The 20,673-nt window shown below is 65.1% G+C and carries 18 protein-coding genes; 5 read left to right on the top strand and 13 right to left on the bottom strand.

Annotated elements, in window-relative coordinates; translation table 11 throughout:
* Positions 1-82 precede the first annotated feature (82 nt).
* The 4 genes from CV770_RS14840 to CV770_RS14825 all read right to left on the bottom strand — a co-directional run bounded on the left by CV770_RS14840 (position 83) and on the right by CV770_RS14825 (position 3,508).
* The gene (locus CV770_RS14840; RefSeq protein ID WP_028141644.1) at positions 83-349 is read right to left on the bottom strand and encodes a DUF6894 family protein; all 267 of its coding nucleotides are present in this window, start codon (positions 347-349) and stop codon (positions 83-85) included.
* A 164-nt stretch (positions 350-513) separates the two neighbouring features.
* On the bottom strand, positions 514-1,113 hold the full coding sequence (locus CV770_RS14835; protein WP_091967312.1) for a hypothetical protein: 600 nt from the start codon (positions 1,111-1,113) through the stop codon (positions 514-516).
* A 113-nt stretch (positions 1,114-1,226) separates the two neighbouring features.
* Complete coding sequence (gene acuI / locus CV770_RS14830) at positions 1,227-2,213, bottom strand: acrylyl-CoA reductase (NADPH) (protein WP_104462859.1); 987 nt, start codon at positions 2,211-2,213, stop codon at positions 1,227-1,229.
* A 41-nt stretch (positions 2,214-2,254) separates the two neighbouring features.
* Complete coding sequence (locus CV770_RS14825) at positions 2,255-3,508, bottom strand: MFS transporter (protein WP_104462858.1); 1,254 nt, start codon at positions 3,506-3,508, stop codon at positions 2,255-2,257.
* Positions 3,509-3,849: 341 nt separating this feature from the next.
* On the opposite strand from CV770_RS14825, the gene nadA reads away from it, so the two are divergent.
* The 3 genes from nadA to nadC all read left to right on the top strand — a co-directional run bounded on the left by nadA (position 3,850) and on the right by nadC (position 7,615).
* Positions 3,850-4,956, top strand: coding sequence for a quinolinate synthase NadA (gene nadA / locus CV770_RS14820; protein ID WP_104462857.1), 1,107 nt, complete (start codon positions 3,850-3,852; stop codon positions 4,954-4,956).
* Between the two features lie 171 nt (positions 4,957-5,127).
* On the top strand, positions 5,128-6,726 hold the full coding sequence (locus CV770_RS14815) for an L-aspartate oxidase (RefSeq protein WP_104462856.1): 1,599 nt from the start codon (positions 5,128-5,130) through the stop codon (positions 6,724-6,726).
* A 10-nt stretch (positions 6,727-6,736) separates the two neighbouring features.
* Positions 6,737-7,615: a carboxylating nicotinate-nucleotide diphosphorylase gene (gene nadC / locus CV770_RS14810; RefSeq protein WP_091967300.1), complete on the top strand. Its 879-nt coding sequence runs from the start codon at positions 6,737-6,739 to the stop codon at positions 7,613-7,615.
* A gap of 55 nt (positions 7,616-7,670) precedes the next feature.
* Here nadC and CV770_RS14805 read toward each other — a convergent pair whose 3' ends face one another.
* The 3 genes from CV770_RS14805 to CV770_RS14795 form a co-directional block, all read right to left on the bottom strand.
* Complete coding sequence (locus CV770_RS14805; protein WP_201759859.1) at positions 7,671-9,119, bottom strand: cell wall hydrolase; 1,449 nt, start codon at positions 9,117-9,119, stop codon at positions 7,671-7,673.
* 455 nt (positions 9,120-9,574) lie between these two features.
* Positions 9,575-12,502 (bottom strand): pyruvate, phosphate dikinase, encoded by a 2,928-nt coding sequence (gene ppdK / locus CV770_RS14800; RefSeq protein WP_201759858.1) that lies wholly within the window; start codon positions 12,500-12,502, stop codon positions 9,575-9,577.
* A 96-nt stretch (positions 12,503-12,598) separates the two neighbouring features.
* The gene (locus tag CV770_RS14795) at positions 12,599-12,754 is read right to left on the bottom strand and encodes a DUF3096 domain-containing protein (RefSeq protein WP_008562090.1); all 156 of its coding nucleotides are present in this window, start codon (positions 12,752-12,754) and stop codon (positions 12,599-12,601) included.
* Positions 12,755-12,985: 231 nt separating this feature from the next.
* Between CV770_RS14795 and CV770_RS14790 the strand changes: the two genes are divergently transcribed.
* Positions 12,986-13,339 carry a DUF1236 domain-containing protein gene (locus tag CV770_RS14790; protein WP_104462864.1) on the top strand — a complete coding sequence of 118 codons (354 nt, stop codon included), beginning with the start codon at positions 12,986-12,988 and terminating at the stop codon, positions 13,337-13,339.
* 297 nt (positions 13,340-13,636) lie between these two features.
* Here CV770_RS14790 and glyS read toward each other — a convergent pair whose 3' ends face one another.
* The 6 genes from glyS to CV770_RS14755 all read right to left on the bottom strand — a co-directional run bounded on the left by glyS (position 13,637) and on the right by CV770_RS14755 (position 19,307).
* On the bottom strand, positions 13,637-15,736 hold the full coding sequence (gene glyS / locus CV770_RS14785) for a glycine--tRNA ligase subunit beta (RefSeq protein ID WP_091956048.1): 2,100 nt from the start codon (positions 15,734-15,736) through the stop codon (positions 13,637-13,639).
* Positions 15,736-16,671, bottom strand: coding sequence for a glycine--tRNA ligase subunit alpha (locus CV770_RS14780; RefSeq protein ID WP_038948278.1), 936 nt, complete (start codon positions 16,669-16,671; stop codon positions 15,736-15,738). The genes glyS and CV770_RS14780 overlap by 1 nt, the downstream gene beginning before the upstream one ends.
* 231 nt (positions 16,672-16,902) lie before the next feature.
* Positions 16,903-17,094, bottom strand: a complete 192-nt coding sequence (locus tag CV770_RS14770) for a hypothetical protein (RefSeq protein WP_008131462.1) — start codon at positions 17,092-17,094, stop codon at positions 16,903-16,905.
* 105 nt (positions 17,095-17,199) lie between these two features.
* On the bottom strand, positions 17,200-18,108 hold the full coding sequence (locus CV770_RS14765) for a S49 family peptidase (protein ID WP_091956049.1): 909 nt from the start codon (positions 18,106-18,108) through the stop codon (positions 17,200-17,202).
* 214 nt (positions 18,109-18,322) lie between these two features.
* Entirely contained in the window at positions 18,323-19,087 is a 765-nt protein-coding gene (locus tag CV770_RS14760; protein WP_091956050.1) for a tRNA1(Val) (adenine(37)-N6)-methyltransferase, read from the bottom strand.
* Positions 19,080-19,307, bottom strand: coding sequence for a putative signal transducing protein (locus CV770_RS14755; protein ID WP_018323354.1), 228 nt, complete (start codon positions 19,305-19,307; stop codon positions 19,080-19,082). The genes CV770_RS14760 and CV770_RS14755 overlap by 8 nt, the downstream gene beginning before the upstream one ends.
* Before the next feature lie 135 nt (positions 19,308-19,442).
* Between CV770_RS14755 and CV770_RS14750 the strand changes: the two genes are divergently transcribed.
* Positions 19,443-20,450, top strand: coding sequence for a polyprenyl synthetase family protein (locus CV770_RS14750; RefSeq protein WP_091956342.1), 1,008 nt, complete (start codon positions 19,443-19,445; stop codon positions 20,448-20,450).
* Positions 20,451-20,673: the final 223 nt, after the last annotated feature.

Genomic DNA, 20,673 nt, shown 5'->3' with positions numbered 1-20,673 from the left:
TTTGGTTAACGCGACCTCCGGGCAACTACTGGATCGGTAGGAAAATCCCTTGAATTTCAGCACGGTATGCGCGCTTAACAGGTTAATCACACGCAGTGATAGGAGCCCCGCTCTGCTGCGTTACGCTCTCGCCGACGAGGCTGATGCGAAAGACCGGCTTCTTGTCCTCGTCGAGCAGCTCCATGCACCACTCGGCGTTCGGCTTCAGGCCGCGCGCGATGCCGCCGAGCAGATTGGCGCAGACCTCGGTCATCTCGGTCCAGGCGGCTGTGCGATCCTCGAACTCGTACGGCTGGTCGGCGGCGCCAGAATAGCGACCGGTGCTGATGCGGAAAAAGTACAGCGACATCGTTGAACCCTTTTATCGGGCCGCGCCCCCCGGCCGTCCGCAAACTGGGGCGCGAACAGCTACCAACGCATGAAAGCCGCCGTCCGTATGACTACGGCGCGGCGGCTTGGCGTTCGATGGACTTTTTCAACGACAAAGTGCGCGGACCGTCCCGCGCAGCCCTCTCACTGGGTGGAACGGCGCAGCTCCAGCGGACCCTCGTTCCTGGCGGGCTCCGACTTGATCTCCGACTTCACCGGCTCGAGCCGGCTGCTCTCGACACGCGGCGTCTCGACGCGCGCGGCGACTTCGGTGTTGGTCGCGCCGACGGAACCGGTGTGCTCTGTCCTGTGCAGCGAGCGCGGACGCGCCGCAGCGCGCGCCATCAGCATCTGGTTGCCACCCTGGTGATGGAAGTCGCAATAGGCGAAGCCCATCCCCGACACCGAGCCGCGGAAGCTGCGATCGTCGGTCTTTTCCAGGTTGAAACACGGCTCGAACGGAATGCCCTTGATCGAGGCGCAGACGTTCTGGCCACGGATCTGGAGCGTATTGCCCGGCAGGCGGAGATGCTTGACCGGGCCCGCGCCGGAGAACTGCACCGCGCCGGCCGCGCCGAGATCGTCCAGGATGCGGCCCGCGCCGCGGGTGCCGTCGAAACAGGTGAAGGCAAACACCTTGCCCGCCACGAAGCGACGCGCCTCGTCGGCGTTCATGCCTCCGGCAAGGGCCGGCGCAAACGTTGCTGCCGCCGTGACAGCCCCCAACACAATACGCGCAAGCATGCTCAACTCCGAACCAACCCCCGCAGCGGGCGATGCCTTATCTCTTCACCCGCTGCTTACCATACTAACCATGGCGACATTGAAGCAGCTTGGTTGGTAAAGTCTGAACGCCGTTAGACAATTTTTACCACGATGCGGCCGCGGACCTGGCCCGCCAGGATTTTCGCGCCCCATTCCGGCACCTCATCAAGAGGGATTTCGTGAGTGATTTCAGTTAGTTTGGTCCGATCCAGATCTGACGCCAGGCGCTGCCACGCGGCTTTCCGCGGCTCGATCGGGCACATCACGGAATCGATGCCGAGAAGGCACACCCCGCGCAAAATGAAAGGTGCGACAGACGATGGCAGGTCCAGGCCGGCGGCCAAGCCGCAGGCCGCGATCGCCCCGCCGTATTTCGTCATCGACAGCAGATTCGCCAGTGTGGTCGAGCCGACGCTGTCGACGCCACCCGCCCAGCGCTCCTTTGCGATCGGCTTGGCCGGCGCCGACAATTCGTTGCGGTCGACGATTTCGGCTGCTCCGAGATGCTTCAGATAGTCAGCCTCCGAGGCGCGGCCGGTCGAAGCGATGACGTGGTAGCCGAGCTTCGAGAGCACGGCGATCGCGACCGAGCCGACGCCGCCGGCGGCGCCCGTCACCACCACAGGGCCGCTCTTTGGCGAGAGACCGTGCTTCTCCAGTGCCAGCACCGAGAGCATCGCAGTGAAGCCGGCGGTGCCGATCGCCATGGCATCGCGTGCCGACAGGCCTTGCGGCAAGGCCACCAGCCAGTCGCCCTTCACCCGCGCCATCTCGGCATAGGCGCCGAGATGGGTCTCGCCCATGCCCCAGCCGGTGCAGACGACCTTGTCGCCGGCCTTCCATTGCGGATGCGAGGATTGCTCGACCGTGCCGGCGAAGTCGATGCCGGCGATCATCGGGAAGCGGCGCACCACCGGCGCCTTGCCGGTGAGCGCGAGGCCGTCCTTGTAGTTCAGCGTCGACCATTCCACGCGGACGGTGACGTCGCCGTCCATCAGCTCGGCTTCATCGAACTGCGTCAGCGCGGCGGTGGTGCCCTTGTCCGCCTTGTCGATCCGGATCGCCTTAAATGTGGCCACGACTGAACTCCCTGACTTGTTTGTCGGGGATGTTTAGCCGATCACACAGGCTGCGCAACCGCCCGAACGACAGGTTTCTCCACGATCGGAAGATTGATCAGCGCGGAAAGCACGCCGAACAGGATCGAGAGCCACCAGATCGGCGTATAGGAACCGAAGCGCTCGAAGACGATGCCCCCTAACCAGACGCCGAGGAAGCCGCCGACCTGATGGCTGACGAAGGCAAAGCCATACAGCGTCGCAAGCCAGCGCGTGCCGAACATCAGCGCCACCAGCGCCGAGGTCGGCGGCACCGTGGACAGCCAGGTCAGGCCGGAGACCGCACCGAACGCGATCGCCGAGAACGGTGTGATCGGGAACGAGATGAAGGCGAGGGTCGCGAGCGCACGCGTGAAGTAGATGGCCGAGAGGATGTAGCGCTTGGGCAGCGAGTTCTGGAGATAGCCGACGCTGAGCGAGCCGATGATGTTGAACAGGCCGATCGCCGCGATCACCCAGCCTCCGGTTTGCGTCGAGATGCCGCGATCGACCAGGAAGGCCGGCAGATGCACGGTGATGAAGGCGAGCTGGAATCCGCAGGTGAAGAAGCCGAGCACCAGCAGCACATAGGAGCGGTGACCGAAGGCTTCGGCGAGTGCCCTGGTGATGGTCTGCTCATCCGCCGGCGTCGCATTGGCCGTCGCTGCGGCCGGCGGCGTCGAGAGCGCCAGTGACAGCGGGATGATCAGCAACATCAGGAAGCCGAACACGGAGAGTGCCTGCTGCCAGCCGAAATTGTCGATCAACGCGACGCCGATCGGTGCGAACAGGAACTGGCCGAACGAACCAGCCGCCGTGCCGGCGCCGAGCGCGAGGCCGCGCTTCTCGGCCGGCAGCAGCTTGGTGAATGCCGACAGCACCAGATTGAACGAGCAGCCGGCAAGACCAAAGCCGACCATGACGCCGGCACCGATGTTGAGCGACAGCGGCGTCGAGGAATAGCGCATCAGCAAGAGGCCGCCGGCATAGAGCAGCGCGCCGACGCACATCACCCGGAACAGGCCGAAGCGATCGGCGACCGCGCCGGCGATGGGCTGGCCCAGTCCCCACAGCAAATTCTGAAAGGCGATGGCGAGGCCAAACACGTCGCGGCCCCAGGAGAATTCATGGCTCATCGGCTGCACGAAGAAACCGAGCGCCGAGCGCGGGCCAAAGCCGAGCATGCCGATCGCGCAGCCGCACAAAATGATGACGGCGGGGGTACGCCAGCTGGAGGAACGTGAGGCCGGAGCGAGTTCGCCCACTGATGTCGACATGGTATTCCCCGTCTGTCATTGGCGGATTCGCAAAGAGGCGGCCGCGAACGCGACATTTAATGCATTTGCATTAAAATCCCAAATCAAAAACGGTTGCATTCCACGAGGGGCTGCCGCGGGAGCATTGCGTTTCAATCTGGCCTCGCCCGACGCGTCGGACGACGATCTGACGAGATTGTGTGCGGCAGGACCTAGCCGTCTTCGGCAGAGCGTGCTATTTTTGATTTACTCATATTGAGCATATATGAGATTCGATGAAACCCGCTCCGGCCCCTCGGCCGGATTACTCAGGCCCTACATATACTCATATTGAGTACAAATGACATGCGAGGGAGGCTTTGATGCCGATCACTGAAATCTACGGTCCAGACGATTTTGCCAACCGGCCGCAGGGCCATCTCGCCTCCTCTCCCCGCCCCGCACCGGCGCCCACAGCGCGCGCGCTGCCGACGCCCTCGCTGGAATGGACGGCGGAGGTCGAACGCGCCACCGCCCCGCTCTATGAGCGCGTGAAGCACGTCATCCCCCCGATCCAGTGGCCGCTGATGGCGCCGACGATCAAGGCGATCAACGAGCTGAAGCGCGCGCGGGGCGCGGTGATCCTCGCGCACAACTACCAGGCGCCAGAGATCTTCCACTGCGTCGCCGACATCGGTGGCGACTCGCTGCAGCTCGCGGTGGAAGCCACCAAGGTGGAGGCCAATGTCATCGTCCAGTGCGGCGTGCACTTCATGGCGGAGACCTCAAAACTGCTCAACCCGGACAAGATGGTGCTGATCCCGGACTCGCGCGCCGGCTGCTCGCTAGCCGCCAGCATCACCGGCGCCGACGTTCGGCTGCTCCGCGAAAAATTTCCGGGCGTGCCTGTCGTCGCCTATGTCAACACCTCGGCGGAGGTGAAGGCCGAGGTCGATATCTGCTGCACGTCCTCGAACGCGGTGCAGGTGGTCGAGAGCCTGAACGCGCCAACCGTGATCTTCCTGCCCGATCGCTATCTCGCCACTTACGTGGCCTCGAAGACCGACGTGAAGATCATCGCCTGGAAGGGCGCCTGCGAGGTGCACGAGCGCTTCAAGGGCGAAGAGCTGCGCGCCTTTCGCGAGGCCGATCCGTCCGTCCAGATCATCGCGCATCCGGAATGTCCGCCGGACGTGCTGGCAGAGGCCGACTTTACCGGCTCGACCGCGCACATGATCAACTGGGTGCGCGAAAAGCGGCCGCGACGGCTGGTGATGATCACGGAATGCTCGATGGCCGACAATGTGCGCGCCGAGCTGCCTGACGTGGAGATGCTGCGCCCCTGCAATCTCTGCCCGCACATGAAGCGCATCACGCTCGCGAACATTTTGGACAGCCTGCTGACGCTCCGCGAGGAGGTGACGATCGATCCCGCGCTTGCGGATCGCGCAAGGCGCTCGGTCGAGCGGATGATCAATCTGAAGAACTAAAGGCAACCCGCAGCAGCAAACACCGCTGTCGTCCCGGACAAGTGAAGCGAAGCGTAGCGCAGATCCGTGTGTTGCGAAGAAAGGCAACGCGCAGCTTCGCACAACAACATCCGCCGCGGCGTATGGGTCCCCGCGTTCGCAGGGACCACGGCGGAGTCAATGGCGAGAACAATGACCAACAACATCCACAACCTCACCCGCACCGACGACATCGTCATCGTCGGCGGCGGCCTTGCCGGACTGTTCTGCGCGCTGAAGCTCGCGCCGCGGCCGGTGACCTTGATCTCGGCCGCGCCGCTCGGACAGGGCGCATCATCCGCATGGGCGCAAGGCGGCATCGCCGCGGCGGTCGCCGAGGGCGACACGCCCGAAGCCCACGCCGCCGACACCATCGCGGTCGGCGGCGGCCTCGTCGACGAGGCGGTCGCACTTGGGATCGCGCGCGAGGCCGCGCCGCGCATCCACGATCTCTTGAGCTATGGCGTCCCCTTCGATCGCGATCTCGAAGGCAGGCTCGCCGTGGGACGCGAAGCGGCACATTCGGCCCGGCGCATCGTGCATGTGCGAGGCGATGGTGCCGGTGCCGCGATCATCGCGGCCTTGAGCGAAGCGGTACGTCGCACACCCTCGATCCGCGTCATCGAAGGGCTCGTCGCCGAAGCCCTCTTGACCGAGAACGGTACCGTCGCCGGTCTACAATTGCGCGAAGCCGGCAATCCCGCGGCACGGCCGTTCCTGCTCGCTGCGCGCGCGGTGGTGCTTGCCACCGGCGGCATTGGACATCTCTATGCCGTCACCACCAATCCGCTCGAGGCCAGCGGCTCCGGCCTCGCCATCGCCGCGCGTGCCGGTGCCGTGATCGCCGATCCGGAATTCGTGCAGTTCCATCCAACTGCCATCATGGTCGGCCGCGATCCGGCACCGCTCGCGACCGAAGCACTGCGTGGCGAAGGCGCGACGCTGATCAACGGCAATGGCGAGCGTTTCATGATTGCGCGTCATCCGCTCGCGGAGCTTGCGCCGCGCGACATCGTGGCGCGCAGCGTATTCGCCGAGATTGCGGCCGAGCGCGGCGCCTTCCTCGATGCGCGGCAGGCGCTGGGCGCCCGCTTCGCCGACAAATTTCCGACCGTGCATGCGAGCTGCATCGCCGCCGGCATCGATCCGGCCACGCAAGTCATCCCCATTGCGCCCGCCGCGCATTACCACATGGGCGGCATCGCGGTGGACGGACGCGGCCGCAGCTCGATCGATGGGCTCTGGGCCGGTGGCGAAGTGTCGTCGACCGGCGCGCACGGCGCCAACCGGCTCGCCTCGAATTCGTTGCTCGAAGCCGTGGTCTGCGCCGCGCGCATCGCCGACGACATCGCCGGCTGCTCGATCCCCACGCCTGCCCGCCTCCCCGACGCATTGGTGACACCGCGCGGCGGCACGGCGGATGCTCTGGCCGGGAAGCGGCTGCGCGCAATGATGAGCGCGCATGTCGGCGTGATCCGCGAGGACGACGGCCTCACCGAGGCCGTGCACCACTTCGCTGCGCTCGAACGCGAGGCGACGAGCATCGCGCTCCGCAACATGGCGATTTCGGCCCTGCTCGTTGCCGCCTCGGCGTGGAGCCGGCGCGAGAGCCGCGGCGCGCATTTCCGCTCCGACCATCCCGCTGACGTCCCAGCGCTGGCGCAGCGAACGATGACGACGCTCACGGCGGCGCGCGAGATCGCGGAAAGCCTGAACTTCCTGCCGCGCGTTGCGCAACCCATGATCGCTTGATGGAGTCCCCATGATCACCCCGACCTCACTGCTCAACCCCGACGCCTTTCTCTCGCCGCTTGCGATCGACGAAGCGGTGCAGCGCGCGCTCGACGAGGACCTCGGCCGCGCCGGCGATATCACCTCGCTGGCGACAATCCCGGAAGCGACCAGGGCGCAAGCCATTCTGGTCGCGCGCCAGTCCGGCGTGATCGCCGGATTGCCGCTGGCACTCGCGACATTGCAAAAACTCTCCTCCGACATCGACGTGCGCGCGCATGTCCGTGACGCCGCACGCGTTGTCCGCGGACAGCAGGTGCTGACGATCTCGGGCCCTGCGCGCGCCATTCTCACCGCGGAGCGGACCGCGCTGAATTTCGTCGGCCGCCTGTCGGGCGTCGCGACGCTCACGGCCGACTATGTCGCCCGCACCGAAGGCACGAAAATGCGCATCTGCTGCACGCGCAAGACCACGCCGGGGCTGCGCGCGCTGGAGAAATACGCCGTGCGCTGCGGGGGCGGCTTCAATCACCGCTTCGGCCTCGACGATGCGATCCTGATCAAGGACAACCACATCGCGGTCGCCGGCGGCATCGGTGCGGTGCTGGAGCGCGCCCGCGCCCATGCCGGCCATCTCGTCAAGATCGAGATAGAGGTTGATACGCTGGGGCAATTGCGCGAGGTGCTCGATACCGGACTTGCCGACGCCGTGCTGCTCGACAACATGGACCTTGCGACATTGCGCGAGGCCGTCAGGGTCAACGAGGGTCGTCTCAAGCTGGAGGCGTCAGGCGGCGTCACGCTGGACTCGATCGCGGCCATCGCGGCGACCGGCGTTGACTACGCTTCGGCGGGCGCGCTGACGCATTCGGCGCCGAACTTCGATTGCGCGCTGGATATCGAGGCTTGAGGCGGCGCGAGATCGTCATGCCCGGGACAAGCCCGGCCATGACGCAGTGGACTAACTACCGCCGCTCAGTATTACCCATCTCGGCGGAGCTCTTTGCTTCCTGCGCCAGCTCGGCCGACAGCGCGGCGGTCTGGGCCGGGGTGCCCCAACTCGGTTCCTCGCTGCCGTCGCCCCAGGCGCGCGGGCGGTAGAAGGTGTGCACGCCGGTTTTGTACATCTTCTTCATCTCGGCGACCCAGGACGGGCGCACCCAGTAGGCATGATAGTGCGTGGACTTGCCAACCTCGGGCAGCCAGATCTGGCCGTCGAGCATCGCCTTCGCGATCTTCTTGGCGCGCTCCCACATCTCGGGCTCGCGGATCACATCGGCATTGTTGTCGCAGGCGAAGGTGAACTGGCAGGCGAGATGACGGTGCTTGTTCTGATAGACCGCTCCGCACACGGTATCGGGATATTTGCCGGAGAACACGCGGTTCATCACGACTTGCGCCACCGCCATCTGGCCGCGCACGGCCTCGCCGCGCGACTCGAAATAGACGGCTTCCGCAAGGCACTTCTCGGACTTCGCGCGCGACTTGTCGTCGAGCGCGAGACGCTCCGCCGGCGATCTGGCGCGCTGGTTGTCGGCGTTGACCTCGCCCTTCGGCGCGACGCTCTCGCCGCTCTCGATATCCTTGGCGATGTCCACTGTGGGCGGCGACAGCGAGGCCGTCACCTTCATGTCGGGATCGGGCATCACGATCAGCGGCTCGGCGCCGGGCTGCCAGCTCTCGATGCTTTCGAGATTGCCGCCGAGCGAGGAGCTGCCGAAGAACAGGTTGGAGGTCTTGACGCTGAAGGGATCCCGCACCGGCGTCGTCGGCGCAGTGGTCCGCTTAAGCGCCTCGAGCGGTTGCACCGCGAACGCGCGCGCGGCGTCGCTGGCCCGCGGGGCATTGGTGTATTGCGGCAGCGGTGGCGCGCGGAGCGCCTCCTGGAGCTCGGGATCGAGCGCGGCCGCGGATTCCGGCGACATCGCCTGCGGCAGCGCGGCGGTCTTGGCGCCGAACACCGAGCTGTTCGACGTCGTGGGATCTTGCTGCGCCGGTGCCGCAGCGGGCGCTTCGGGAGTCTCGGTCGGTGCAACGGTGGCGAGGCGATCACCCTTCATGGAGCGATCGACCTTGGGAAAGTCGGAAGCCTGGTAGCGCGGCGCAGTCTGCAGCGCCGGATTGCGGCTGATCGCGCCGGTGACGTCGCGGCCATCGAGGCTCGCCAGGCGAACCATCGCGCTTTGCGGAGCCGAGGTGCCGATGGGGCGGGAAAAACTGTAGGTCGCGAGCTGGATCGAGGACGCCGCGGAGAACACCTGCTTCTGCCAACGCTCGGCGACGCCGGGTTGGCGCGCCAGCAGAGAAGCAATATCCTGATAGCCGGTCTCTCTCGGCATCAATGCGAAGATGCAGAGACCGATGCCGAAGGACGCGAACCGCGCGCCCTTCGGATGGTTACGCAACACAGACATCGATACGCTCACGCTACGCTTACGCCAGAAAAATCGAAACGCAGTACATCCGTGCAATTCGATCTTTATCGTAAGTATCCAATTTAGGTTGCCGGGGCGTTAATCGGCGTTGCGCGTGCGGCACACTCAAGCGATTGCAGGTGTTTTCACGGGGTGATCGCGCACGGTGGTAAATGCGTCGTCACGTGAAGCGGTAAACAACCGGTCAACGCGAATGGTGAAGGAACTCTTGCTGGCGCGTATCATTACGGGACGCGCGCGTGGTTCCTAGTTGTCCGAGCTTCCACCTCGTCATTGCGAGGAGCTCTTGCGACGAAGCAATCCAGGCTGCCGCCGTGGAGAGATTCTGGGTTGCTTCGCTGCGCTCGCCATGACGGGTTGGCGAGAGCATCGCGAAAACGAAAAAGAGGCGGGGTTTTGGCCCCGCCTCTTTCATTCCAGCATTCTAGTTCTGCTTACGCCTGGCTGGCGATCGCCTTGCCGAGTGCGGCTTGCGCCGCTGCGAGCCGGGCGATCGGCACGCGGTAGGGCGAGCAGGAGACGTAGTCGAGGCCGATGTTGTGGCAGAAGGCGACGGAAGCGGGATCGCCGCCGTGCTCGCCGCAGATGCCGACCTTGAGCTTCGCCCGAGTCTTGCGGCCGCGCGCGACGCCGATCTTGACGAGCTCGCCGACGCCTTCCTGGTCCAGCGCGACGAAGGGATCGACCGACAGGATGCCCTTCGCCACGTAGGGACCGAGGAAGCTCGCCGCGTCGTCGCGGCTGATGCCGTAGGTGGTCTGCGTGAGGTCGTTGGTGCCGAACGAGAAGAACTCGGCCGACTCTGCGATCTCGGCCGCGAGCAGACAGGCGCGCGGCAGCTCGATCATGGTGCCGACCTGATAGGTCAGCTTGGTGTTGGTGTCGCGCATCACCGCCTGCGCGGTCGTATCGATCCGCGCCTTGACGAGGTCGAGCTCCATCTTGGTCGCGATCAGCGGCACCATCACCTCGAGGCCGACGGCCTTGCCGGTGCGCTTCTCGGCTTCGACCGCCGCCTCGAAGATCGCACGCGCCTGCATCTCGGCGATCTCCGGATAGGCGATCGCGATGCGGCAGCCGCGGAAGCCGAGCATCGGATTGAACTCCGAGAGCTCGCGCGCGCGGTCAGCCAGGCGCCGCGGGTCGGTATTCATGGCGCGTGCCACTTCCTCGACCTCGGCGTGGGTGTGCGGCAGGAACTCGTGCAGCGGCGGATCGAGCAGTCGAATCGTGACGGGCAGGCCTTTCATGATCTCGAACAGCTCGACGAAGTCGGCGCGCTGCATCGGCAGCAGTTTTGCGAGCGCCGCGCGGCGGGACTGCTCGTCCTCGGAGAGGATCATCTCGCGCACCGTGCGGATGCGGGTCTCTTCGAAGAACATGTGCTCGGTGCGGCACAGGCCGATGCCTTCGGCGCCGAACTTGATCGCGGTGCGCGCGTCGTCGGGCGTGTCGCCGTTGACGCGGACGCCGATCTTGCGAACCTGGTCAGCCCAGGCCATCAGCGTGCCGAACTCGCCGGATAGCTCCGGCTCGATCATCGGCATGCGGCCAGCGAGAACCTGGCCGAGCGAGCCGTCGATGGTGATGACGTCGCCGGTCTTGAAGGTGCGCGAACCGATGCTCATGGTGCCGCGGCCGTAATCGACGCGGATGGTGCCGCAGCCGGAGACGCAGGGCTTGCCCATGCCGCGCGCGACCACCGCCGCGTGCGAGGTCATGCCGCCGCGCGTGGTCAAAATGCCTTCGGCGGCGTGCATGCCGTGGATGTCTTCCGGGCTGGTCTCGATGCGGACCAGAATCACCTTGCGCCCGTCGGCCTGAAGCTTGGCGGCCTCGTCCGAGGAAAACACGATCTCGCCGGAAGCAGCACCCGGGGATGCCGGCAGGCCGGTCGCGATCACGTCGCGCTTGGCGTTGGGATCGATGGTCGGATGCAGCAGCTGATCGAGCGAAGCCGGATCAATCCGCGTCACCGCTTCCTTCTTCGAGATCAGGCCTTCATTGGCGAGCTCGACCGCGATGCGCAGCGCCGCTTTCGCGGTGCGCTTGCCGCCGCGGGTCTGCAGCATCCAGAGCTTGCCGCGCTCGACGGTGAACTCCATGTCCTGCATGTCGCGGTAGTGCTTCTCGAGCTGCGTGTAGATCCGCGTCAGCTCCTTGAAGGCCTCCGGCATGGCCGCTTCCATCGACGCCTTGTCGGAGCCCGATTCCTGGCGCGCTTCCTCGGTGATGTCCTGCGGCGTGCGGATGCCCGCCACCACGTCCTCACCTTGCGCGTTGATCAGGAACTCGCCGTAGAGCTTGCTCTCGCCGGTCGAGGGGTTGCGGGTGAAGGCAACGCCGGTCGCCGAGGTCTCGCCCATGTTGCCGAACACCATGGCCTGCACGTTGACCGCGGTGCCCCAGGATTCCGGAATGTCGTGCAGCTTGCGATAAGTCACCGCGCGCGCGTTCATCCAGGATGAGAACACCGCGCCGATCGCGCCCCAGAGCTGATCGTGCGGGTCCTGCGGGAAGTCCTTGCCGGTTTCGCGCGCGACGGCGTCCTTGTACTTGCCGACCAGCTCGACCCAATCCTCGGCGGAGAGGTCGGTATCGAGGGTATAGCCCTGGCCGTCCTTGAAGGTGTCGAGGATTTCCTCGAAGTGATGATGCTCGAAACCGAGCACCACGTCCGAATACATGGTGATGAAGCGGCGATAGCTGTCATAGGCGAAGCGGCGGTCACCCGACAATTCCGACAGCGCTTCCACGGTCTGGTCGTTGAGGCCGAGATTGAGCACGGTGTCCATCATGCCCGGCATCGAGGCGCGCGCGCCGGAGCGCACGGAGACGAGCAGCGGGTTCCTGGCATCGCCGAAGATCTTGCCGGTCAACTTGCCGACATAGTCGAGCGCCTTCTCAACCTGCGACTGCAATTCCTTCGGATAGGATTTGTCGTGCGCGTAGAAATACGTGCAGACCGAGGTCGGGAGGGTGAAGCCCGGAGGCACCGGCAGGCCGAGATTGGCCATCTCGGCGAGGTTCGCGCCCTTGCCACCGAGCAGGTCGCGCATCTCCGTGCGGCCTTCGGCCTTGCCGTCACCGAACGTGTAGACCCATTTGCCGGCCTTGCCCGCGGCTGGCGCGGCCTTGGCTGGTGCAGCCTTCTTCGGTGCAGGCTTCGCGGCGACCTTCGGCAGAGCCGCCTTGGTCACAGCCTTCGCAGCCGGCTTGGCAGCAGCCTTTGCGGCAGCTTTGGCGACCGGCTTGGGCGCGCTCTTGGCAAGCGGCTTGCGGGCTGCCGGCGCGGCTTTCGCCTTGGCGGAAGACTTTGATTTCGCTGGAGTTTTATTGGGCTTCGAGGCGGCTTTGGCCATAGCTTGCACACAACCTGCGAGAGGAATGGGAATTCGCGGGCCTTACACCATTTTGGGCGGGCCCGCGCAAGTCGGACAGTTCCGGAAAATGAACGCCTAGAAGCGGAGCCATTTCAGGAGCCCGAGCCCGATCGCACCGTTCACAATGAGGAAGATCGCGACGATCAGGTTGAGGAGTCGCGGCATGATCAGGATGAGCACGCCCGCAATCAACGACAGGATCGGCGAAATGTGGGCGACGGTGATGTGCATGAACTATCTTTCTGTGGAGGTGGGGCGAATCGCGGGCGGATCATAGCCCTACCGGTTCCGCGAGTAGAGACGCGCAAGACGCGATGCGAGTTCCGGCACCCACGAAAACTGCCTGAAATTGCCGCGAATGCGGCAGGCCTTTTCCCGGAACATTGCGAAGGGTGCATGCATTGGCCAACCGGTCGCGCCATTGACGCGTCCGAAAATAAAATCACGTCGAAGGAGTTGTCCATGCGGAACAAGATTCTCGCTCTTGCAGCGCTCGCGGCCGCGATCGGCTCGCCCCTTGCGGCGCAGGCGCAAAGCGGTGTCACCGTCGGACGCGCGCCCGCCGTGGTCGACAGCGCGCCGACCATTGCGGCCGATCAGCGGCCGGCCTTCCGCGACTATGTCGTCGAGCAACGTGTGCCAGCCTTCCGCATTCCGGATCGCATCGTGGTCGGCGCCACCCTACCCGAAAGCGGCGTCACTTATTATGACGTGCCGCAACGCTTCGGCGCCACCACCTATCGCTACACCGTCGTGAACGGCGAAACCGTGCTGGTCGAGCCGCGCTCGCGCCGCATCGTCGAGGTGCTGGACTGACATCGACTGGCTGACATCGACTAGATGTCCGGCGCGTCACATCAGGCTGGCGCGAGCAGTGTTAAATCGGACATCAGGCCCCGCCCGGTCCTTCCCCCCGCCGGGCGGGGCTCTTTTTGGGCAGGCGTTCGTGCTGGCGCGCTCGTGTCTCGGACAAGGCGCAACGCGCAAGCGTTGCGACGCAGAGCCGGGACCCAGAAGCTCCGAGACGCGGCCGGCATGGGCCCCGGCTCTGCAGCGCACCGCCAAGTGGCGCTGCGCTGCGTCCGGGGCGCGAAAGCCGCAATAGCCGCGGCCTCAATCCTGGATCTTCGAGAAATCCGCCACCGCACGCGTGGCGCTGCGGATCTCGTTCAGCAGCTTCAGGCGGTTCTCGCGCACCTTGGCATCGTCGTCGTTGACGCGAACCTTGTCGAAGAACGCATCGACCGGCGGACGCAGCTTTGCCATCGCGCTCATCGCAGCGGCGAAGTCTTCCTTGGCGACGGCAGCGCTGGCTTCCGCCTGCACCTCGCCGATCGCCTTTGCCAGCGCCTTCTCCTCGGCCAGGCTGTAAAGCGCAGCATCGGGCGCGCCTTCGAAGCTGCGCTTGTCCTTCTTCTCCTCGATCGAGAGGATGTTGCTGGCGCGCTTGGTGCCGGCGAGCAGATTCTTGCCGTCATCGGTGTCGAGGAATTTTCCGAGCGCCTCGACGCGGCGGACGATCATCAGCAGATCATCCTGGCCGCCCAGCGCGAACACGGCATCGACGAGATCATGACGCGCGCCCTGCTCGCGAAGTTGGACTTTCAGGCGGTCGGCAAAGAAGGCGAGCAGATCGCTCGGAAGCTTCTGCGCATCGGCAGGCTTCAACAACAAGCCCGCAAGTGCGGAAGCCGCGACTTTCGTGAGCGAGAGACGCAGCGCGTTTTCGGCGATCAGCCTGATCACGCCCAGCGCTGCACGACGCAGCGCATACGGGTCCTTGCTCCCCGTCGGCTTCTCGTCGATGGCCCAGAAGCCAACAAGCGTATCGATCTTGTCCGCCAAAGCCACCGCGACGCTCACAGGATCGGTCGGCACGCGATCGGCGGGACCCTGCGGCTTGTAATGCTCCTCGCAGGCAGCGGCGACGGAGGCATCCTCGCCCTGCGCCAGCGCGTAGTACTTGCCCATCAGGCCCTGCACCTCAGGGAATTCGCCGACGACTTCGGCCAGCAGATCCGCCTTGGCCAGATGCGCGGCGCGCGTCGCCTTGACCACGTCGGCACCGACCAGCGGCGCGATCTCGGCAGCAAGGCGTTCGATCCGCTTGATGCGCGCGGCCTGGGTGCCGAGCTTCTCGTGGAATACGATCTGCTCGAACTTCGGCAGACGATCCTCGAGTTTCGTCTTCAGGTCGGTCTCGTAAAAGAACTTCGCATCCGACAGGCGCGGACGGATCACGCGTTCGTTGCCTGATACGATGACCTTGCCGCCGTCGGCCGCCTCGATATTGGCGGTGAGGACGAACTTGTTGGTCAGCTTCCCGGTCTTGGGGTCCTTGACCACAAAGCACTTCTGGTTGTTGCGGATGGTGGCGCGGATCACCTCGTCCGGGATCGCGAGATATTCCGCTTCAAACGATCCCATCATGACAACGGGCCATTCGACGAGGCCCGAGACCTCGTCGAGCAGCACCTGATCTTCGACCAGCTCGAAGCCCTGCGCGAAGGTCAGCTCCTTGGCGTCGGCGAAGATGATGTCCTTGCGCGCCTGCGGATCGAGAATGACTTTGGCGGCTTTCAGTTTCGCCTCATAGTCCTCGAACCGCCGCACGTTGATCGCGTTCGGCGCCATGAAGCGATGGCCGTAGGTGGTCTGGCCGGTCTCGATGCCGTCGACCTCGAACTTCACGACATCGGGCTCTTCGGTCTCGAGCCCGAACGTCGCGGTGATCGCGTGCAACGGACGCACCCAGCTCAGCGATCCCGGCTTGCCCGAGCGCGCGCCCCAGCGCATCGATTTCGGCCAGGGGAAGGTACGGATGATGACGGGCAGGATTTCCGCGAGCACGTCGATCGCATCGCGGCCGGGCTTCTCGATCAGCGCGATGTAGAAGTCGCCCTTGGGGTCGCGCTGGATCTTGGCCTCATCCAGCGACTTCAGACCCGTCGCTTTCAGGAAGCCCTGCACGGCCGCATCCGGCGCGCCCATCTTCGGGCCTCGGCGTTCGGTCTTGAGGTCAGGCTGACGCGCAGGAATGCCGTGCACGGTGAGCGCAAGGCGGCGCGGCGTCGCGAAGGCTTTCGCACCCTCGTAGACGAGGCCTTCGGCGACGAGCTTGTCGGTGACCATGCGGCGCAGATCGTCGGCCGCCTTAGCCTGCATGCGCGCGGGAATCTCTTCCGAGAACAGTTCAAGCAAAAGTTCGGGCATCAGGCCGCTCCGCCCGCTTCAGTATGGATCCAGGCCTCGCCGCAGGCTTTTGCCAATTCGCGCACACGCAGAATGTAGCTCTGCCGCTCCGTCACCGAGATCACGCCGCGCGCGTCCAGGAGGTTGAAGACGTGGCTCGCCTTGATGCACTGGTCATAGGCCGGCAGCGCCATCAGATGCGCCTCGCGCTTGTCGTCCTTCCAACCTGCATCGAGGTACTTTCGGCAGGCCGCTTCGGCCATCTTGAACTGCTCGAACAGCATCGCTGTGTCGGCGACTTCAAAATTGTGCTTCGAATATTCGCGCTCGGCCTGCAGGAAGACGTCGCCATAGGTGACCTTGGCATCGCCGTCGCGGCCGTTGAAGTTGAGGTCGTAGACGCGGTCGACGCCCTGCACATACATCGCGAGACGCTCGAGCCCGTAGGTGAGCTCGCCCGCGACGGGGGCGCATTCGAAGCCGGCGACCTGCTGGAAGTAAGTGAACTGGCTGACTTCCATGCCGTCGCACCAGCACTCCCAGCCGAGACCCCAGGCGCCCAGCGTCGGGCTCTCCCAATCGTCCTCGACGAAGCGGATGTCGTGCACGGCGGAATCGATGCCGATCGCGGCGAGCGATTTCAGGTACAGCTCCTGAAGGTTCGGCGGCGACGGCTTCATGATCACCTGGAACTGGTAATAGTGCTGCATCCGGTTCGGGTTCTCGCCGTAGCGACCGTCCTTGGGCCGGCGCGAGGGCTGCACATAGGCCGCGTTCCAAGGCTTTGGCCCGAGCGCGCGCAGCGTGGTCGCCGGATGGAAGGTGCCCGCGCCCATCTCCATGTCGTAGGGCTGCAGGATCACGCAGCCCTGCTCGGCCCAGAATCTCTGAAGCGCGAGGATGAAGCCCTGGAACGAGCGTTCCGGGCGCATATGGGCGGGCAATGAGGCGTCCATCGTCAGATCAGGCTCTCGCGGGGGGTTTGAATCGCGCGGGACCGTATCGACGGCGGGAGTGGGAATCAAGGCAAAGGGGGCGGATTCGGGCCAATCAGCCCTCATCCCGGACGGTGCCGTAGGGTGGGCAAAGGCGCTCTTGCGCCGTGCCCACCATCTTGCCAGAATTGAGGCGCTGTCGTGGGCACGCTTCGCTTTGCCCACCCTACGGCACCTTACGTGTTGAGAGCGCTACCCCGGCCGGTAGGCTCCGGTCACGGGGTCACGTTTCAGCGTCTGGATGTTCCCCATATGGGCGGCTTCGGCGACACGCGACAGGCGCATCTCCTCCAGCTCCTGGTTGATCCTGACAGCGGTCTTGTAGGCCCAGCGGACCACGGCAAGCCCACCCAGAACGCCCGCGAAAGCGACGAACGGCGGCATCGGTCGATCCTCGTCTAGTGCTCAGCCCCCACGCACATTGTTGCGCAGTCGGGGCTGCGCCGCAATCGGCAGGCCAAGAGGCCAAATGGCGCGGGAGGGCTCGGCCTAGAACCCGAATTTCGCCCAGATCGCCCGCGTCTCAAGCGCCGAGATCAGATCGTCCGGCAGGCCCGCCATTGATTCCATGGCCGAAAGCTGCCCCGCGCCAGGCGATTTCCGGCCCAGAAAGCCGGAGAGCAGCCCGGTCGGCTGCGCGATCACGGGGGTGAGAACCTTCTCGCCATAGCGGGCACGAAGAGTTGAGCGGAGATCGCCGATGCTGTCGGCGAGCCCCAGCGCGATCGAACTCTCGCCGGCCCAGTATTCGCCCGTGAACAGGGCGTCGTCCGCGCCCTTGAGGCGCGCGCCGCGGCTCTCCTTCACCAGGGAAATGAAGATCTGATGGATCTCGCGCTGGAGCGCCTTCAGTTTGGCGACGTCGTCGGGGTTCTCGGGGAGGAAAGGATCGAGCATCGCCTTGTGTGCGCCGGCCGTATAGAGGCGCCGCTCGATGCCGAGCCGCTTGATCGCCTCCTGGAAACCGAAGCTGCCGCCGACCACGCCGATCGAGCCGAGGATCGAAGAGGGATCGCAGATGATCTCGTCGCCGGCGCAGGCGATCATGTAGCCGCCGGAGGCCGCGACGTCCTCGACGAACACCAGCACCGGCAGCTTCTTCTCCGCCGCGAGTTGCTTGATGCGCAGATAGATCTGGCGCGACTGCACCGGCGAGCCGCCGGGCGAGTTGATCACCAGCGCCACCGCCTTGGCGTGCCGATACGAGAACGCGCGCTCCAGCACCCGCGCAACGCCCGCCAGCGTCATGCCCGGGCGCAGCGGCGTCACCGCACCGATCACACCGGACAGCCGCACCACCGGCACGACCGCGGTACCGGGGCGGAAGCGCGCCGGCAGATATTGCATGAGCTTGTCGGCCAGGCCGGAACTCTCACGATCTTTCAATTGCTCGGCCATGCCGTTACCTCTGATTAACCATTTCTTATCACGCGACTGTCATTGGAAGTGCCTGGAACGTGTTTTGCAGATTTCCCGTTGGGAGGCTGCAATGAGGCAGCGGAGAACACCATGAAAATCTATCTGCTGATGCTGCTGATCGGTGCGCTGTTCATGGCGATCCGCTTGACGTCCCCGCAAGAGCAGCAGCCGGAATCGCTTCCGCAGTAAGCCGTCACGGTTCCACCAGCGGCAAGGCCGCTCTCCCCTCCAGAATCTCCGTCACCTCTTTTTTGGACGCGCCTGACTCGTCGTTGAGCATGAGGCCCGGCAGCAATCGCGTCGGAGCCCGGCCACCTTTGACCGCACGCACCAGCACGCGGATCGCAGGCCGCCCCGCCTCACCATGAACCGGCAGGATCGAAAGGCTACCGAAGCCGCGTGACAGCGCCGCCAGGACATCGGCGATGCCATCTGCGCGCCAGATCAATGTCAGCACACCATTCGATCGGAGGATGCGCCGCGCTGCATGCACCCAGGCATGCAGGGTCTCGTCCGTCGCCACATGCGCGGTGTGACGCGCCTGATCCGGCGAGCCGCGATGCCGCGCCGGATCGTTGAAGGGCGGATTCATCAGCACCACGTCGAAGCTGTCGGGCGACAGCCCGTTTGCCGCAAAGGCCGCGGCGTCGGCGGTGACATCGAGCAGGATGGTCTCGGCGGCAAGCGCATTCGCGGCGGCATTGGCGCGTGCGAGCTCGGCCAGCTCCGGATCGATCTCGACCAGGCTCAGCGCGATACCAGCGACGCGCCGGGCCAGCGCCAGCCCGGCCGTGCCGATACCGGCGCCGAAATCGACCACGCGGTCCCCGGGACGGGCCTCCGTCGCCGCTGCAAGCAAAATGGCGTCGTGCCCGGCTCTGTGGCCACTCCGCTTCTGCCTCAGGCGCAATTGCCCGCCGAGAAAGGCGTCCTCGGTAATATCTGCGGCCTCACTCATCGCCGCGCAGTTCGTGGCTGAGGCCGGCTTCGGTGAGGAGCTCCCTGGCCTCCTGGGCGTCGTCCTCGTGAACCAGGATCCGCCGCGGCAAAATGCCGAGCGAGCCCTCGATAATGCTCATGTTCTGGTCCAGCACCAGATGATGGATGTTGGCGCCGTCGAGCAGCGCGCCGATCGCCGACACCAGCACCATATCGTTGGTCCGAACCAGTTCACGCAAAACGCAGGTTTCCTTGCCTGAGAGGGGGCTAAAGCGGCAAATGTCAATGGTTCCGCGGGCCTTGCCGCATCCGCCGCCAGTTTCTATTGTCTTTCCGTCAGAATAGCCCCTCCGGGGCAAATATTGGAGACCGGCGTGGCCGTCATCGTACCTTTCGAAACTCCCGGCGCGTCGATCGAAGAGCTGGTTGCCCTTGTCGCCCCTGATATGGAGCGCGTCAACGCCACGATCCTGTCGCGGACCGGTTCGGACGTGACCATGATCCCGGAGGTCGCCAATCATCTGATCTCCTCCGGCGGCAAGCGGCTGCGGCCGATGCTGACGCTCGCCATGGCCAACCTCGCCGGCTACACCGGCGACGGCCATATCAAGCTCGCCGCCTCCGTCGAGTTCATGCATACCGCCACGCTGCTGCACGACGACGTCGTCGACGAGAGCGAGATGCGCCGCGGCAAGCTCTCAGCCCGCATGCTCTGGGGCAACGAGGCGAGCGTGCTGGTCGGCGACTTCCTGCTCGGCCAGGCCTTCCGCATGATGGTCGAGGTCGGCTCGCTCCGCGCGCTCGACATCCTCTCTGCGGCCGCCGCCACCATCGCCGAAGGCGAGGTGATGCAGCTGGCCGCCGCCAAGAACACCGCGACCACCGAGGACGAATATCTCGCCGTGATCCGCGGCAAGACCGCCGAGCTGTTTGCCGCGGCCTGCGAGGTCGGCCCCGTCATCGCCAACCGCCCCAAGGCCGAGCAGACCGCCTGCCGCTCGGTCGGCATGAATCTCGGCATCGCCTTCCAGCTCGTCGACGACGTGCTCGACTATGGCGGCAAAAGCGCAAAGCTCGGCAAGAACACCGGCGACGATTTCCGCGAGGGCAAGATCACCCTGCCCGTCGTGCTCGCCTTCCGCCGCGGCAACGACACCGAGCGCGCGTTCTGGATCCGGGCGCTGGAGCGCGGCGAGATCGGCGATAGCGACCTCGATCACGCCATCGGGCTCATGAACAAGCACCGCGCGCTCGAGGACACGCTCAGCCGCGCCCAGCACTACGGCGCCATGGCGGTGGACGCACTGGCGCTGTTCCCCGCCTCGCCGATGAAAAGCGCGCTGGAACAGGTGGTGGCGTTCTGTCTGGCACGGTCGCACTGAGCGACCCGCTTTCGATCTTTGCACGGCTATGAGTTCCGTCATCCTGAGGCGCGAGTGGCGCGATGCGTTCGTCGCTCGTCGCGCAACTCGGGGTGACGCTCGGAATAACGGAGTATGGCGCGAAGCCGGCACTCGCCAATTCGCATTTCAAATCACAGTGACAGCTTTCCGGATGTGCGGCCCGCCCTTCGCCAGCGCTCGTGCGGCCTATCCAGTGACTTGC

This window comes from Bradyrhizobium sp. AC87j1 (assembly GCF_002936975.1).
Classification (GTDB): domain Bacteria; phylum Pseudomonadota; class Alphaproteobacteria; order Rhizobiales; family Xanthobacteraceae; genus Bradyrhizobium; species Bradyrhizobium shewense.
The sequence above is the reverse complement of the archived record's forward strand: the minus strand, read 5'-3'. Positions and strand labels throughout refer to the sequence as shown.